The sequence below is a fragment of the Haemophilus aegyptius genome (genome assembly GCF_900475885.1).
GTDB lineage: Bacteria > Pseudomonadota > Gammaproteobacteria > Enterobacterales > Pasteurellaceae > Haemophilus > Haemophilus influenzae.
In genome coordinates, this window is sequence record NZ_LS483429.1 from 1,446,271 (window position 1) to 1,462,809 (window position 16,539).

At 36.6% G+C, this 16,539-nt stretch carries 13 protein-coding genes and 2 pseudogenes; 8 read left to right on the forward strand and 7 right to left on the reverse strand.

Annotated features, from left to right (window positions below):
- Positions 1-404 precede the first annotated feature (404 nt).
- A pseudogene (locus DQN49_RS07645) lies at positions 405-711 on the forward strand (hypothetical protein); the annotation flags it as partial.
- 146 nt (positions 712-857) lie between these two features.
- Here DQN49_RS07645 and DQN49_RS07650 read toward each other — a convergent pair.
- The 4 genes from DQN49_RS07650 to potA form a co-directional block, all read right to left on the reverse strand.
- The gene (locus DQN49_RS07650; protein WP_032826325.1) at positions 858-1,940 is read right to left on the reverse strand and encodes an extracellular solute-binding protein; all 1,083 of its coding nucleotides are present in this window, start codon (positions 1,938-1,940) and stop codon (positions 858-860) included.
- Between the two features lie 129 nt (positions 1,941-2,069).
- On the reverse strand, positions 2,070-2,840 hold the full coding sequence (gene potC / locus DQN49_RS07655; protein ID WP_006996068.1) for a spermidine/putrescine ABC transporter permease PotC: 771 nt from the start codon (positions 2,838-2,840) through the stop codon (positions 2,070-2,072).
- Entirely contained in the window at positions 2,840-3,700 is an 861-nt protein-coding gene (gene potB, locus DQN49_RS07660; RefSeq protein ID WP_006996067.1) for a spermidine/putrescine ABC transporter permease PotB, read from the reverse strand. The genes potC and potB overlap by 1 nt, the downstream gene beginning before the upstream one ends.
- Complete coding sequence (potA, locus tag DQN49_RS07665; RefSeq protein WP_032826284.1) at positions 3,684-4,802, reverse strand: spermidine/putrescine ABC transporter ATP-binding protein PotA; 1,119 nt, start codon at positions 4,800-4,802, stop codon at positions 3,684-3,686. The genes potB and potA overlap by 17 nt, the downstream gene beginning before the upstream one ends.
- Before the next feature lie 295 nt (positions 4,803-5,097).
- Here potA and pepT point away from each other — a divergent pair.
- Positions 5,098-6,106: pseudogene (pepT, locus tag DQN49_RS07675) on the forward strand (peptidase T); the annotation flags it as partial.
- Positions 6,107-6,335: 229 nt separating this feature from the next.
- Here the strand turns inward: pepT and DQN49_RS07680 are convergent.
- The gene (locus DQN49_RS07680; RefSeq protein WP_006996062.1) at positions 6,336-6,818 is read right to left on the reverse strand and encodes a Dps family protein; all 483 of its coding nucleotides are present in this window, start codon (positions 6,816-6,818) and stop codon (positions 6,336-6,338) included.
- Between the two features lie 273 nt (positions 6,819-7,091).
- On the opposite strand from DQN49_RS07680, the gene cdd reads away from it, so the two are divergent.
- On the forward strand, positions 7,092-7,970 hold the full coding sequence (cdd, locus tag DQN49_RS07685; RefSeq protein ID WP_006996061.1) for a cytidine deaminase: 879 nt from the start codon (positions 7,092-7,094) through the stop codon (positions 7,968-7,970).
- Between the two features lie 42 nt (positions 7,971-8,012).
- On the opposite strand, the gene cmoB is transcribed toward cdd, so the two are convergent.
- Positions 8,013-8,978 carry a tRNA 5-methoxyuridine(34)/uridine 5-oxyacetic acid(34) synthase CmoB gene (gene cmoB / locus DQN49_RS07690; RefSeq protein WP_006996060.1) on the reverse strand — a complete coding sequence of 322 codons (966 nt, stop codon included), beginning with the start codon at positions 8,976-8,978 and terminating at the stop codon, positions 8,013-8,015.
- Entirely contained in the window at positions 8,975-10,489 is a 1,515-nt protein-coding gene (putP, locus tag DQN49_RS07695; protein WP_006996059.1) for a sodium/proline symporter PutP, read from the reverse strand. The genes cmoB and putP overlap by 4 nt, the downstream gene beginning before the upstream one ends.
- Positions 10,490-10,603: 114 nt before the next feature.
- Between putP and rng the strand changes: the two genes are divergently transcribed.
- From rng to glnS, 5 genes are all read left to right on the forward strand, one after another.
- Positions 10,604-12,079 (forward strand): ribonuclease G, encoded by a 1,476-nt coding sequence (gene rng, locus DQN49_RS07700; RefSeq protein WP_006996058.1) that lies wholly within the window; start codon positions 10,604-10,606, stop codon positions 12,077-12,079.
- 82 nt (positions 12,080-12,161) lie between these two features.
- On the forward strand, positions 12,162-12,422 hold the full coding sequence (locus DQN49_RS07705) for an antitoxin (protein ID WP_006996057.1): 261 nt from the start codon (positions 12,162-12,164) through the stop codon (positions 12,420-12,422).
- On the forward strand, positions 12,423-12,815 hold the full coding sequence (locus DQN49_RS07710) for a type II toxin-antitoxin system VapC family toxin (protein ID WP_006996056.1): 393 nt from the start codon (positions 12,423-12,425) through the stop codon (positions 12,813-12,815).
- A 557-nt stretch (positions 12,816-13,372) separates the two neighbouring features.
- Positions 13,373-14,689, forward strand: coding sequence for a YadA-like family protein (locus tag DQN49_RS07715; protein ID WP_223395539.1), 1,317 nt, complete (start codon positions 13,373-13,375; stop codon positions 14,687-14,689).
- Positions 14,690-14,854: 165 nt separating this feature from the next.
- The gene (gene glnS / locus DQN49_RS07720; protein WP_006996054.1) at positions 14,855-16,522 is read left to right on the forward strand and encodes a glutamine--tRNA ligase; all 1,668 of its coding nucleotides are present in this window, start codon (positions 14,855-14,857) and stop codon (positions 16,520-16,522) included.
- Positions 16,523-16,539: the final 17 nt, after the last annotated feature.

Consider the following 16,539-nt stretch of genomic DNA (forward strand, 5'->3'; position numbering starts at 1 on the left):
CGCGGATACTACGATCATAAATTCGCTTAATCGCTGCCTGAATTGGTTAATATGCGTTATCTATACTAATTTCTAGAAATTTATGAACAAAATCAGCTACTGTGAAATTAAAAATTTTTCAATAAGGCTATAAGCCTTTACCACAACTAAATCATTTATAATCAGCAAAAATAATTATTGCTCGTATATTATCAAGTTAATTTAAAATGACAGTAAAAAATGTCAATGATTACAGGAAATTTATTCGTTTATAAATTTCTCAATCATTGAAGATAAAGGCTTCTTGATATTTCAAAACAAGTAAAACCAAAGGAACTGTACTATATAACGACTAAAAACTCTATTTAGGTTAGGGTAGCCAAATGATAAAGGCTATCATAAGTCAGTATGAATAAAATAAACTTATTGAGATATTTGTAGCAGGTGTGACAAAACGATTCTCAGCAGAGTTGGTTTATATAAATAAAACTACTTCATCTTACTTTCATCGTCTGCGATTATTTATTTATCAAAGTAGCTCGCATATGGAAATGTTTGAAGATAAAACTGAAGCGAATGAAAGTATTTTTGTATCAATCACAGCACACACTTCTCAGAAAAACGAAACCATATAAACGAAATTGAAAATTTTGGAATAAGAGAATCGTCATTTGCGAAAGTTTAATGGCAGTCTCCAATGCATATTTGGAGTAATATTTAAAGGAATGTGAATAGCATTTTAATCACAGAGATTTAAAAACTAAAATTACAATTAGTTAAGGAGAGTTTAAGTTAGTTAAAAAAACGCCCTAAAGGGCGTTTTTATTTATAGGAAATATTGCACAGAATCAGATTTTAATTCTTTGCTAATTGACCAATTATTTTGCTGCTTTTAATTCTTGATAATATTGTTCATAGAATTGAATTGCATCGCCAACGTCATCTTGCCAGTGACTATTTTTTAATATATCAGCTGACGGATAAATCGCTGGATCTTCAGTGATTTCTTTTGGTAATGCTTTTTTCGCTTCAATATTTGAGGTTGGGTAACCGATAGCTAAGGTTAATTTTTCAGCTGTTTTTTTCCCTAACATGTAGTTAATCAGCTTGTGTGCGCCTTCAGAATTTTTAGCTGTTGCAGGAATTGCAAGAGTATCAACCCAAAGTACAGGGCCTTCTTTTGGGAATACCATATTTAAAGGTGCTTTTTCTTTTTTAGCAATACGTACCGAACCATTCCATAATTGACCTACTTCCACTTCGCCTGAGATGAATGAATTAGCTGGGTTATCGGAATTGAAAGAAAGCACATTTGGACGTAATTTCAATAATTCTTCATAGGCTTGTTTGATAATGGCTGGATCTTGAGTATTTGGATCTTGACCAATTTTCAATAAAGCGATGTTGAATACTTCGCGTGCATCGTCTAATAATTGAACTTTGTTTGCAAATTCAGGTTTCCATAAGTCCGCCCAAGAAGTGAATTGTTCGCCTTTGTAAGTGTTGGTATTGAATGCGATACCCGGCGCACCTAAAAGTTGCGGAAGAGAGTATTTGTTACCTTTATCATAAGGTTTATTGAGCCAATCAGGATCTAATTCTTTAAGAACAGGTAATTTGCTGTGATCAAGTTCTTTTAACATTCCTTCGCGTGCCATTTTAGAAACGAAGTAGTTAGAAGGTGCGATAACATCATAGCCACCAGACTCGCCTTGAGTTTTGAGTTTAGCGTACATTGTTTCGTTTGATTCTAGGCTTGAAACGATAACTTTGATGCCAGTTTCTTTAGTAAACTCATCTAAAAGACCATCAGGTACATATTCTGTCCAAGTGTAGAGATACACAGTGTCATTAGCAGCAGCCGTAGCTTTTGTAGTTTCTTGCTTAGCATCTTTATCGTTGCAAGCGGTTAAAGTTGCAGCTACGAAGCTGGCAGTAATTAAACCTGCAAATTTTTTCATTTTTGTTTGTTCTCCTGTTAAAGAGTCGTAAAAAACCACCTGCCGAATGACAGGCATAAAAAAACGCCTTGATTGTGCGTCAAGGCGTATTCTATTTTAAATTCAAAGGTTTGTGAAACCTTTTGTTAATTAATGGTTATTTTTTCGTGTAATTATCTGGCTTAAAACGACAAGAGCTAATGAAAGCACGATCATAATCGTTGCTAAAGCATTAACTTCAGGTGTTACACCAGTTTTCACTAGAGAGAATATTCTCAATGGTAAGATTTCATAACTTACACCACTGACAAATGATGAAACCACAACATCATCTAATGAAATAGTGAAACTTAATAACCAACCAGATACAACTGCAGGTAATGCTAAAGGAAGGATAATTTTACGTAAAATAGTCACTTCGCTTGCACCTAAGTCTTTCGCCGCTTCTAACATTCTGGAATCAAAGCCATTTAAGCGAGAGAAGATAGTTACGGTCACATACGGTAAGCAGAAAGTTACGTGGGCAAGTAGTAAAGACCAGAAGCCCAATGAAATACCCACAACCATAAATAATGCAAGTAAAGATACTGCCATTACAATATCTGGAGACATCATAACGATAAATAGCATACCGCTTACTGCTTGTTTACCGCGGAATCGATAGCGATAAAGTGCGATTGCAGTTAATCCACCTACAATAGTAGCTAGGGTAGCCGCAAAAAATGCAATAGTTACCGAATGAATCGCAGCTTGTATTAAGGTGTCGTTATTAAATAAACGCTCGTACCAGTTCCAGCTAAAACCTTTCCAACTCAAACCATAACGATCTTCGTTAAAGGAATTAGTGACTAAAATAATAATTGGGATATACAAATAAGCGTATACCACAAACATAAATGCATTACGTAGTAAACGACTCATTATTCTAACTCCACTTTCTTATTCAATAGTTTATTCGCGCGGTAGTACACGAAAATCAACAATGCCATTAGAACAGTTAAACCAATACTGACTGCAGAACCAAATGGCCAGTTACGAGAAATTAAGAATTCGCTCTTAATTACGTTACCAACAAGCAAGACTTTTGCTCCACCGAGTAGGTCTGCTACATAAAACATTCCCATTGCTGGCAATAATACCAATAAACAACCCGCGATAATGCCTGGCATAGTTAATGGTAAAATCACTCTAAAGAAACGTTGGAACGTATTTGCGCCTAAATCTCGTGCTGCTTCTAATAAACGATTATCTAGTTTTTCAATGGCAGAGTAGAGTGGCAAAATCATAAATGGCAATAGTAAATAAACTAAGCCAATGATTACCGCAATTTCGGTATTCAAAATACGAATTGGCGCATTCAAAATTCCCATATCAATTAACATCGTGTTAAGTATGCCTTTCACGCCAAGAAATACCTTCATTCCATAAATACGAATTAACGAGTTTGTCCAAAATGGTAAAACCACAAGGAACAATAAGAGCGGTCGATATTTAGGATGAATTTTACTCATCATAAAAGCAAATGGATAACCTATTAGTAAGCAAATAATGGTGGCGATGCCCGACATAGACAATGAATTCCACACAACTTGTGCATAAAGCGGATTAAACAAGTTTGTATAGTTTTCAATAGTAATTGGGAATGCATAAAAGTTGCTACCATCTCGAGTCAGAAAACTTACGGCAAGTACCAATAAGTTTGGAATCAGCACAAAGAAGATTAGCCAACTGAAGATAATCGCAACAGTAATTTTCTGGAATTTATTATTGATTATCTTCATCGTTGAGTACAACCTCCCAGCCTTCGTGCCATGTGATACCTACGCGTTGTCCTATGCTATGATCCATATGTGGATCATCTTCATTAAAGAATTCACTTACAAGGACACGCATTCCGTTATGATCAAACTCTACCGTTGATTCTAATGTCATTCCTTTATAAGTGCGGTCAATAATATGACCGATAATTGCTTTAGAATGTTCATTTTCATCTAATTCTTCAATCACAATATCTTCAGGGCGAAGGAGTACTTGAAGTTTTTCATCTTTTTCCACAGGCATATCCGTATAAATATCACAAATACGACCTTCAACATTTGCCAGTACAACTTGTTCTGATTTTCGTTCAATCACAGTGGCTTCAAATACGTTAATTTCGCCAATGAAACGAGCAACGAATAAGTTAGCTGGATCTTCATAGATTTCACGTGGAGAACCATCCTGTGCGATTTTACCTTTACGCAATAATACAATACGATCAGACATTGTAATCGCTTCTTCTTGATCGTGGGTGACGAAAATAAAGGTAATACCAAGCTGACGTTGTAACATTTTGAGTTCTTGTTGCATTTGTTTACGCAATTTGTAATCCAATGCAGATAAAGACTCATCAAGTAACAACACTTTTGGTTTATTTACTACGGCACGAGCGATAGCAATACGTTGTTGTTGTCCGCCAGAAAGTTGAGTTGGCTTACGATCCGCCATTTCTTCTAGCTGTACCATACGCAAGGCTTCTAAAACACGCGGTTTAATTTCCTCGTTTGGTACTTTTTGCATACGCAAACCGAAAGCCACGTTCTCAAAAATTGTCATATGTGGAAATAGCGCATAGCTTTGGAATACCGTATTAATATGACGTTTTTCCGCTGGCACATTGGTGATATCTTCACCATCTAAAATAATGCTACCTGAATCCAATTCTTCTAAGCCTGCAAGTAAGCGTAAAACTGTGGTCTTACCACAGCCTGAGGGGCCAAGAATAGTGACAAACTCACCGTTATTAATTGTAAGATTGAAATTGTTAATAATGGTGTTAGAACCATAGGATTTTTTGATTGAACGAAGCTCAATAATAGGCTTGTTTTGAAGCTGATTTTCCACTAGCTTTGGTTTTCTCCCTAATTTCACCAATGATTTGGTACTGAGTAGAAATAAAACCTGCAAGACTGCAGGGGCGACATATAAAAATAGACGACTATGATATAGTGAATTGTTAATAATGAAAAGGACTTAATGCCTTAGAAAGTAAAAAACCGCCGTTCATAAAAATAACGAGAAATTTAACCGCACTTTCGATGAATTTTACTTCGTTAATTTTATAAATATTGTTATATATCAAGATGTTTTCTATTTTTCTCGTTAAACTAAAAAAGATATTTTTAAAAGGAGCGAGAATATGATTTCTCAAATAGATAAAACAGAACTTTTAGAACGATTTTTACATTATGTGTCTTTTCACACCCAATCAAAACCTCATGCGAAGCATTCCCCTAGCTCAGTCGGGCAAATGAAGTTAGCCATGCAGTTGCAAAAAGAATTAATCCAACTTGGTTTGGAGAATGTTGAAGTAAGTAAATAAATATGCAGTGGTAACAGCATTTTTACTCACTAATGATCCTAACTTAACGAAAACCATTGGTTTAGTTGCGCATCTTGATACGTCTCCGCAATGTAGTGGTAAAAATGTACGCCCAGAAGTGATAGAAGAATATCGTGGCGGAGATATTGCATTAGGTATTGGCGAGGAATTTATTAGCCCTGTTTATTATTCTTTTATGCAAAAATTAGTCGGACAAACGCTTATTGTTACTGATGGAACCACTTTGCTTGGGGCTGACAATAAAGCGGGAATTGCAGAAATTATGACCGCACTTTCCATTCTTCAAAAAGAGAATATTCCCCATTGCAATATTTGTGTTGCTTTTACGCCTGATGAAGAAATTGGTTTGGGAATCCATTATTTCCCAATGGAAAAGTTTTCCTGTGATTGGGCATATACCATTGATGGGGGAGAAGTAGGGGAATTAGAATACGAAAACTTTAATGCTGCAACGGCAAAAGTGCGGTTTTTCGGGCGAAATATTCACACAGGTTATGCAAAAGGAAAAATGCTGAATGCGCTGACTTTAGCTTGTGAATTTCAGCAAGTTTTTCCTGTTGATGAAGTACCAGAAAAAACCGATGGGAAAGCGGGCTTTTATCATTTAGAAGATTTTTCTGGCGATATTGAGCAAGTAGAGCTTACCTATTTGATTCGTGATTTTGACGAACAGAATTTCGTACAAAGAAAAGCTTTTATTAAAAATCAGGTGGAAAAATTTAATGCTAAAAAAGGTTTGAAAAAGCCTATAGAGTTAGAAATTCAAGATAGCTACCAAAATATGTATGATGTGGTAAAAAACGTTAAATTTAGTGGTTAAATTGACTAAATTAGTTTAAAGAGATCACTGTGAATAAGAGGTATAAGAGTTTCCTTTATTCAGACTGAATTTGACATTCCTATTCTAAATAGGAAACTCTTACTTTTGAGATAATTTGCTAGATCAAATTTGATCTTAGACAAATTAAATTTATCTAACTTTATTGAGTTAGATTAATTGCAGGTTAGTTTTCGTTAGCGTTGAAATTTATTCATTAATTATGGCAAGTTTGGCACGCTGCTTGGAACATCCATACTAATTTTTCTTGTTCTTTAATATAGTCACTCATTTGTGATGCAGTACCTTCATCATTAGCGTTATTTGCAAAAGAAAGAATTTCACGTTGTTGATCTAGTAATGTTTTTAGACCTTGTAATGTGCCTGATAAACATTCTTGTGCCTCACTTACTGCAATATCTTCTTTAATTCGAGATATTTTTAAGTATTGGCTGTAAGCATTATTTGGTGTGTAACCTAAAGTTAAAATACGTTCAGCCACTTCATCTACTCTAGCAATTAAATTAGTATAAATTTCTTCAAATTTTGCGTGTAATGCAAAGAAGTTTACGCCTTTAATATTCCAGTGATAGCCTCGTACATTAGTATAGAAAACTTGGTAGGTTGCAAGTAATTCGTTAAGTTTATCGGCTAATTCTGCTGATTGAACTTTATCTAGTCCGATTGATGTTTTTGACATAATAATTTCCTTTTTCTAGTTGAATAATTGAGCTAATGCCCTCCCTTTGATATGGGTATTATACGTTTCTATAATTTGAAGTGAAATTGTTCTATTCAATATAATTGATAGTCTTAGCCTTATTTGTTAAGAATTTGTAATAAATAGAAGCTATCAAATAAGTGATCAAGATCACAGTTTTAATGAATATTTAATCAAACTATCGCGGCTAACAATAAATTTTGATTTAATAAGTACAGTTATAATTTTTAATATTTTTTCTAAGGATATGTTATGCAAGAACTTATTAAGCACACCTTGCCACAAGATGATGCACTTAATCAAGCTATTGTGAATGAACTTCGTTCACAAAATTGGGCTGGTTTTTTAAATTATTCCCAAGTGCAGCAGCTTTGTCATAATTTTGAACTTACCACACTAAAATTGGCTATGCACTTGTTGCCACTTGCTGCAAGTTATAGTCATACTGCTATTTCTCATTTTAATGTGGGGGCAATTGCTATTGGCGAACAAGGGGATTTTTATTTCGGCGCGAATCAAGAATTTGCTAATTCAGCCATTCAGCAAACGATTCACGCGGAACAAAGTGCAATTTCTCACGCTTGGTTGCGTAATGAACGCCGTATTTCAGATATGGTGGTCAATTACACGCCGTGCGGACATTGTCGTCAATTTATGAATGAATTGCACGGTGCTGAAAAAATTTCAATTCATTTGCCGCATAGCCAAAATAATCCATTACATTCTTATTTACCGGATGCGTTTGGACCAAAAGATCTCGATATTGCAGCGCATCTTTTGGCGGATGAAAATCATGATTTAATTGCAGATCACCAAGATGATTTGATTAATCAAGCTATTTTAGCGGCAAATCAATCTCATTGTCCTTATTCAAATAGTCCGCACGGCATTGCGATTTTATTTAAAAATGGAGATGTGGTGACAGGACGTTATGCAGAAAACGCCGCATTTAATCCGAGTTTGCCAGCGTTGCAAACCGCACTTAATTTTGCGTATTTAAATGATAAAAAATTGAGTGATATTGAGCGAATTGTGATGGCTGAAAAAGCATTAAAATTGAGCCATAAAACGATGGCTGAAACCTTATTATCCACATTAACTTCAGTAGAATTAGAGTATTATTCTTTGTAAATATGAAACGCGAGTACAATAAAAAGGGAATAATTTCCTTTTTTATTTATTTGCTAAAATTACCGCTCTTTTCGGTGCTTGATAACCTTCAATGGTTTTACTGTGATCATTTGGATCTAAGAAATCAATCAGGCTTTCATTTTCTAACCAATCAGTTTTACGCTGTTCTTCTAATGTAGTTGTCGCTACATCCACACAACGTACGTTAGTAAAGCCAACTTTTTCTAGCCAGTTAATTAGTGCGGCGACAGAGGGGATAAAATAAACATTTTTCATTTTCGCATAGCGATCTGCTGGTACGAGCACAGTATTTACATCGCCATCCACCACTAACGTTTCTAATACCAATTCGCCACCTTTTACCAATTGATTTTTCAACTGGCTTAAATGATCTAATGGGGATTTACGATGATAGAGTACGCCCATTGAAAATACAGTGTCAAATGCCGCTAATGGTTGCATTTGCTCAATACCAAGCGGGATAAGATTTGCTCGACGATCATTATTAAGCAGTTTGCGTACAGCTTCAAATTGGCAAAGGAAAAGCTCGGTAGGATCAATCCCGACCACCATTTTTGCGCCTTCGCCTACCATTCTCCACATATGATAACCGCTGCCACAACCCACGTCTAAAATAGTGCGACCTTGCAGGGGAGCTAAATGAGGAAGAACACGATCCCATTTAAAATCTGAACGCCATTCACAATCTACATGAATGCCGAAAAGATGATAAGGCCCTTTTCGCCACGGCATTAATTGTTTTAAATGATGGATAATTCGTTGTTTTTCACCTTCTGAAAGGGGAGAAGTGCGGTCAGATTTCACCGCTCTTTTTAGATCGATTTCATCAGCATGTAAATCAGGCAAAAAATCAACAATTTTGCGCCATTTCGCATAATCGCCATGAGTTTGAGTTTCCCATTCTTTCAATTGGAGTGGTAAGGTTTCTAACCAGTCCGATAAATTTGTAGTAGCAATTTGTTGATAAAAAGGGCGAAAGTCGATCATTTTGCTTCCTTATAAGCCTTTTCTGCTTTATCAAAGGTATTAAGAATATCTTGTTCTGGTTTATTGGAAAGTAATGAAATAACAATAATTGCAAGGCTGGCGAAAGCAAAACCTGGGATCATTTCATATACTTTAAACCAATCAGTATCAGCAGGAACAACTTCCTTCCAAGCAAATACTGTCACTGCACCTACAAGCATACCCGCCATTGCACCCGATGATGTCATTCGTTTCCAGAAAAGAGAGAAAAGTACAACAGGGCCAAATGCACTACCAAACCCCGCCCAAGCAAATTCTACAAGTTTTAATACTTTGCTGTTTTCATCTTGTGCGATCCAGATAGCAAGTGCGGCAATAACTAACACCATAACTCTGCCAAGCCATACGAGCTCTTTTTCTGAAGCCTTAGGGCGAATAAAACCTTTATAGAAATCTTCAGTGATTGAGCTTGAAGAAATTAATAATTGCGCGCTTAACGTACTCATTACAGCGGCTAAAATAGCTGAAAGTAATATGCCCGCGATCCAAGGATTAAATAAAAGTTTAGCTAATTCAATAAAAACCTGTTCTGGTTCGCGATTAACTGTGCCTGCAATAGCTGGATTGGCAAAGAAATAAGGAATCGCGAAGAAACCAATACCGATTGCTCCACCTAAGCAAAGCACCATCCATGTCATACTAATGCGGCGAGCTTTGATAAGTGATTTGACAGAATAAGCTGCCATAAAACGCGCTAAAATATGTGGCTGCCCAAAATAGCCCAATCCCCAAGCAGCAAGACTTAATAAACCAAGTGGTGTGGTAGAAGTAAATAAATCCGTGAAATCTTTATTTACGGCAGCCTCAGCTTGTTCTAGTACTGCGGAAAATTGAGCGGTATCAGTGAAACTTAATAACACAAAAACAGGGGTTAAAATTAATGCAAAAATCATTAATGTGGCTTGAATGGTATCTGTCCAGCTTACCGCGAGGAAACCTCCGATGAAGGTGTAAGCAATGGTTGCCGCTGCGCCGTACCAAAGTGCGGTGGAATATTCCACAGAAAATATATTTTGGAATAATTTTGCGCCAGCCACTACACCAGAAGCACAATAAATAGTAAAAAACACTAAAATAATAGTGGCAGAAACAAGTTTTAATAATTTGTGTGATGAACCAAAACGATTGTGAAAATATTCTGGGAGAGTGAGCGCATTATTATTTAATTCTGTATAAATACGCAAACGACCAGCCACTAAAAGCCAGTTAAAATAAGCCCCGATAGTTAAACCAATAGCAATCCAGCCTTCAACTAAGCCTGATAAATATACCGCACCAGGTAAGCCCATTAAAAGCCAACCAGACATATCTGAAGCACCAGCAGACATTGCAGTAACAAAACTGCCTAAACGACGTCCACCGAGAATGTAATCTGATAAATTATTCGTGTAATAATAGGCGAGTACGCCAATCAGCAACATCCCGAAAATATAAATAGTAAAAGTAATAAGAGTTGGGTCGAATCCAAACATTATATCAGTCCAAAATAGGTTAAAATTTCAGAAAGGGTGCATTTTACCTTATTTCGGGCTATTATTCTATTTAGACTAAATATTTGATGAAATTTAAGAAATTAGGAATATAAAATGGATGCTGTCGAGTTATTGATGAACGTAACGCCTAACGAAACACGCATTGCGCTAGTAGAAACAGGAATGTTGCGCGAAGTGCATATTGAACGCCAAGCTAAACGAGGAATTGTCGGAAATATTTATAAAGGTCGTGTCACTCGAGTGTTACCAGGAATGCAGTCTGCTTTTGTTGATATTGGTTTGGAAAAAGCGGCTTTTTTACACGCTGCGGACATTGTATCCCATACAGAATGTGTAGATGAAAATGAACAAAAGCAATTTAAAGTTAAGAGCATTTCAGAATTAGTACGAGAAGGGCAGGATATTGTTGTACAAGTGGTGAAAGAGCCGCTAGGTACAAAAGGTGCACGTTTAACAACGGATATCACATTGCCATCACGTTATCTTGTTTTTATGCCAGAAAATAGCCACGTAGGCGTTTCACAACGTATTGAAAGCGAAGAAGAGCGCGCCCGTTTAAAAGCATTAGTTGAACCTTTTTGTGATGAACTCGGCGGTTTTATTATTCGTACCGCCACAGAAGGGGCAAGCGAAGAAGAATTACGTCAAGACGCTGAATTTTTAAAACGCTTATGGCGTAAAGTTTTAGAACGTAAATCTAAATATCCAACCAAATCAAAAATTTACGGCGAGCCAGCACTTCCACAACGTATTTTGCGCGATTTTATCGGCACAAACTTAGAAAAAATTCGTATCGACTCTAAACTTTGCTTTGGCGAAGTAAAAGAGTTTACCGATGAATTTATGCCTGAATTAAGCGATAAACTTGTTCTTTATTCTGGTAATCAACCTATTTTTGATGTGTATGGGGTTGAAAATGCGATCCAAACAGCCTTAGATAAACGTGTTAATCTCAAATCGGGCGGCTATTTAATTATCGAGCAAACAGAAGCCATGACCACCATTGATATTAATACAGGCGCATTTGTGGGGCATCGTAATCTAGAAGAAACCATCTTCAATACCAATATTGAAGCAACTAAAGCCATTGCGCAGCAACTCCAACTACGTAATCTTGGTGGCATAATCATTATTGATTTTATTGATATGCAAACAGATGAATATCGCAATCGAGTATTGCAATCTTTATGTGATGCGCTTTCTAAAGATCGTATGAAAACTAATGTGAATGGCTTTACGCAATTAGGCCTTGTAGAAATGACTCGTAAAAGAACCCGCGAAAGCCTTGAGCATGTGCTATGCGATGAATGTCCAACTTGTCACGGACGAGGTCGGGTGAAAACGGTCGAGACAGTTTGCTACGAAATTATGCGTGAAATTATTCGGGTGCATCATTTATTCAGTAGTGAACAATTTGTTGTTTATGCCTCGCCAGCAGTTTCCGAATACCTTATTAATGAAGAATATCACGGTTTACTGCCAGAAGTGGAAATGTTTATTGGAAAACGAGTAAAAGTAAAAACAGAACAGTTTTATAACCAAGAACAGTTTGATGTGGTAGTGATGTAACTAAAGTGCGGTTAAATTTAATCGTGTTTGTTCAGACTAGTGTTTTGGCATATACTAAAGCATATATTTAAGGAGGAACATAATGGAAAAAATCGCACGTTTATTTAGAAATGGTCGCAATCAAGCCGTTCGTTTACCTGTGGAATTTGAGTTTGACGCCACTCAAATTTATGTTTTCAAAGAAGAAAATGGCGATATTAGGCTTTCAACTCGTTCTCGTAGCCAGCAAAATTGGCAGAAAGTCTTCGAATTGTTACCTACAATTCAATGTGATGAAGATTTTTTATCAGAAAAAGAGCGTAAGCAAGAAGTGGCAACGCGAGATCCTTTTGAGGGCTTTTAAATGTATATGTTAGATACGAATACTGTGAGTTATTTTTTCCGTAAAGTGCCTTCTGTAGTAGAACGATTAAGGCTGCTTAATCCTGAAATTCTCTGTATTTCTTCTGTTACCGCCGCTGAATTATTTTATGGTGTGGCAAAGCGTAATAATCTGCAACTTTCACAGTTTCTAGATATATTTTTATCTGCGATTTCTATTTTAGAATGGGATACGAAAACCGCTGAAATTTATGGCAAGCTAAGAGCTGAAATGGAAAAAGAAGGCAAAGTAATGGGCGTACAAGATCAGATGATTGCTGCTCACGCTTTAGCTAATGAATGTGTTTTAGTCACGAGTGATAAAGCTTTTGAGTTTGTCCCCAACTTGATTTTAGAAAATTGGTGTAGTGTTTAACTTGCCAAACAGTCAAATTTTGCAAAAGTTTTACAGAATTTGGTCGTTTTTGTTTCATTTCTCCCTTCTTAGCTTAAAGATAAGATTTCTAGGTATTCCTTATTCTAAAAAGGTTCTTGTTTTAAGGTGTTTTATACATCCAAATATTCTGTTCTTATAAGATATTGATAATTTAGTGAATGCGGGATAGATGGAACAATCTGCCCGCTTCCTGTTGGTATTGAAAGTGCGGTGAAAAATTTTTGAGATTTTCACCGCACTTTTTTATTTATAAAAATCATATTTCCTTTATATTTTAATCTATTTGATGTAAAATTAAGCATCTTTTATTTAATATAGTGAGGATATAATATGTTTTTATATAATTCTGTAAACAAACAAACAAACAAACAAACAAACAAACAAACAAACAAACAAACAAACAAACTAGCCTTTTCTTCCCATCTTGCACAATAACTACGGCTCTCTCCATTATTGGTGGAATATTCACTAATCCAGCTTTAGCAGATACTTCTCCCTCAACCACTTCAAATCCTAACTTCTCAGAAAATTTTGGAATGAAAGATATTAGTACATCTGAGGGTACGAGCAATAACAATATCATTATCGGTAATTTAAACACTAATACTATTAATAGTGTTAAAGGTACTGATAATCCTAAATTATCTCACGCAACTAATAATTTAATCGTCGGCGATCACAACACTTTAACGGGCAATAGTACGGTAGTTGTAGGGCTTGGTAATAATGCAACAGGCGTTTCTTATGGTGGAGGTAATGGTAATTTACAGGTTTACGGTTTGAGTAATACAGTAAAAGGTGCATCAAGTCAGGTTTTTGGGCAAGAAAATAAAGTGTATGGTGTCTATCACACTGTGTCTGGTTATGATAATAAGGTAGGTAAATCTAGTGATGATATAGGTGATAATCGCTACAACGTAGTATCTGGTTATAAAAATAAAGTGGAGGGGGAACATAACATTGTGTTTGGCGAAGAAAATGAAGCGAAAACATCTGACAATGACAAACCTAAGGTAAATTATACAGTAGCGTTAGGATATCGCGCGAAAACACTTGGAAATGATTCGGTGGCAATTGGCAAGCAAGCCGAAGCAAATATTGGCTCTACGGCAATTGGTAAAGAGGCAAATGCTACAGGTAATTATTCAACTGCATTAGGGAAAGAAAGTAAGGCATTAGAAAGTTATACAGTGGCAATTGGCAACGGTGCAAAAGCCTTAACATCGTCAGCCGTAGCTCTTGGTAATGGTGCAAAAGTTGAACACAGTGGCAGCGTTGCATTAGGTTCTGACGCACAAACAACAAGATCGAATGAAATTTCTGTGGGTAAGGTTGGCACTGAAAGATACATTGCCAATGTAAAAACAGCCGAAAAAGACACTGACGCAGTAAATAAAAAACAAATGGATGATGGCGATAAATCCACATTAGCAAGTGCTAAATTATTTACGGCTGGAAAAATTGTTTCAGAAGCACTTAAACGTGAAGCAGGCGATGCAAAAACTTTAGCAGATGCAAATCGATATACTGACCTTAAATTAGGCACATTGCAAACGCAAGTGAATAATTTCCAATCAGATTTTAACGAGTTAAATGGCAAATTAGGGAAATTAGACAGCAAATTAGAACGTGGTTTAGCGGCGGCTAACGCGCTTTCTGGTTTAGTGTTGCCACAAGTGGTCGGAAAAGCGAGTTTTTCTGCTGCAGTGGGTGGTTATGGTAGTCGTAATGCGGTGGCGATTGGCGTAGGCTACACACCAAAAGCAAATATCACATTAAAAAGTGGTATCGCCGTGAATGCAGGCAAAAACAGTAAAATTTCCTATCAAATGGGGGCTGGCTGGGTTTGGTAAGCTAAATATACATCGCCACGATAATTTCGTGGCGGTTTTTTATGGCAAGTTTTTACAATCTTTTATTTAAATCCAGTATTTCTATGGCAAGAACACGAGATGAACCTTTATTTTCCCTTAGATTTGTATAGAATAGCCGAATATTTTTTATTTTAACGAGAGAAAATGATGACAGACAAATATTTGGGTGCAGAAAATACCCGCACTCACCATTTTATCACCCAAATTATTGATGAAGATCTTGCTTCGGGTAAACATAAAAGCGTTCATACCCGTTTTCCGCCTGAGCCGAACGGGTATTTACATATCGGTCACGCCAAATCGATTTGCTTGAATTTTGGCTTAGCAAAAGAATATCAAGGTTTATGTAACCTACGTTTTGATGACACCAATCCTGTAAAAGAAGACGTGGAATATGTAGATTCCATCAAAGCTGACGTGGAATGGTTAGGTTTCAAATGGGAAGGTGAACCGCGTTATGCATCTGATTACTTCGATGCGCTTTATGGTTATGCGATTGAATTGATTAAAAAAGGCTTGGCTTATGTGGATGAACTTTCGCCAGAAGAAATGCGTGAATATCGTGGCACATTAACTGAAGTGGGTAAAAACAGCCCATATCGTGACCGCACTATTGAAGAAAACTTAGCTTTATTTGAAAAAATGAAAAACGGCGAATTTGCAGAAGGTAAAGCAAGTTTACGCGCAAAAATTGATATGGCATCGCCATTTATGGTAATGCGTGATCCCGTGCTTTATCGCATTAAATTTGCCAGCCACCACCAAACAGGCGACAAATGGTGCATTTACCCAATGTACGATTTCACGCACTGTATTTCTGATGCAATCGAACGTATTACTCACTCTATCTGTACATTAGAATTCCAAGATAACCGTCGTTTATATGACTGGGTGTTGGAAAATATCAGTATTGAACGTCCATTACCGCATCAATATGAATTTTCACGTTTAAATTTAGAAGGCACGTTAACCTCTAAACGTAAATTATTGAAATTAGTGAATGATGGCATTGTAGATGGTTGGAACGATCCGCGTATGCCAACCATTTCAGGTTTACGCCGTCGTGGTTATACGCCTACTTCGTTACGTGAATTTTGTCGCCGTATCGGGGTAACGAAACAAGATAACGTGGTGGAGTATTCTGCACTTGAAGCCTGCATTCGTGAAGATTTAAACGAAAATGCACCGCGTGCAATGGCAGTGATTGATCCTGTTCGTGTGGTAATTGAAAATTTTGAAGGCGAGGAAGTTTTAACTGCCCCAAATCATCCAAATCGTCCAGAATTAGGCGAGCGTCAATTGCCGTTTACGAAAGAGCTTTATATTGATCGCGCAGACTTCCGTGAAGAAGCAAACAAACAATATAAACGCTTAGTATTGGGTAAAGAAGTTCGTTTACGTAATGCGTATGTGATTAAAGCGGAACGTGTAGAAAAAGATGCAAGTGGCGAAATTACCACGATTTTCTGTACTTATGATCCTGAAACTTTAGGTAAAAACCCAGCGGATGGTCGTAAAGTGAAAGGGGTAATTCACTGGGTTTCTGCTACGCATAATTATCCAGCTGAATTCCGTTTGTATGATCGTTTATTCACTGTGCCAAATCCAAGTGCTGAAGATGATATTGAAAGCGTGTTAAATCCAAATTCTTTAGTGACAAAACAGGGGTTTGTTGAACAAAGCTTGGCTGTTGCAGAAGCAGAGAAAGGTTATCAATTTGAACGAGAAGGTTATTTCTGTGCGGATAGTAAAGACAGCCGTCCAGAGCACTTAGTGTTTAACTTAACCGTAAGCTTAAAAGAAGGTTTCTAATTTTAATCAACCAAGTG

Coding starts and splice junctions, on each gene's coding strand:
- DQN49_RS07650 (WP_032826325.1), bottom strand. CDS start 1,940: ATGAAAAAATTTGCAGGTTTAATTACTGCCAGCTTCGTAGCTGCAACT.
- potC (WP_006996068.1), bottom strand. CDS start 2,840: ATGAGTCGTTTACTACGTAATGCATTTATGTTTGTGGTATACGCTTAT.
- potB (WP_006996067.1), bottom strand. CDS start 3,700: ATGAAGATAATCAATAATAAATTCCAGAAAATTACTGTTGCGATTATC.
- DQN49_RS07680 (WP_006996062.1), bottom strand. CDS start 6,818: ATGTCAAAAACATCAATCGGACTAGATAAAGTTCAATCAGCAGAATTA.
- cdd (WP_006996061.1), top strand. CDS start 7,092: ATGCAAGAACTTATTAAGCACACCTTGCCACAAGATGATGCACTTAAT.
- cmoB (WP_006996060.1), bottom strand. CDS start 8,978: ATGATCGACTTTCGCCCTTTTTATCAACAAATTGCTACTACAAATTTA.
- putP (WP_006996059.1), bottom strand. CDS start 10,489: ATGTTTGGATTCGACCCAACTCTTATTACTTTTACTATTTATATTTTC.
- rng (WP_006996058.1), top strand. CDS start 10,604: ATGGATGCTGTCGAGTTATTGATGAACGTAACGCCTAACGAAACACGC.
- DQN49_RS07705 (WP_006996057.1), top strand. CDS start 12,162: ATGGAAAAAATCGCACGTTTATTTAGAAATGGTCGCAATCAAGCCGTT.
- DQN49_RS07710 (WP_006996056.1), top strand. CDS start 12,423: ATGTATATGTTAGATACGAATACTGTGAGTTATTTTTTCCGTAAAGTG.
- DQN49_RS07715 (WP_223395539.1), top strand. CDS start 13,373: ATGAAAGATATTAGTACATCTGAGGGTACGAGCAATAACAATATCATT.
- glnS (WP_006996054.1), top strand. CDS start 14,855: ATGATGACAGACAAATATTTGGGTGCAGAAAATACCCGCACTCACCAT.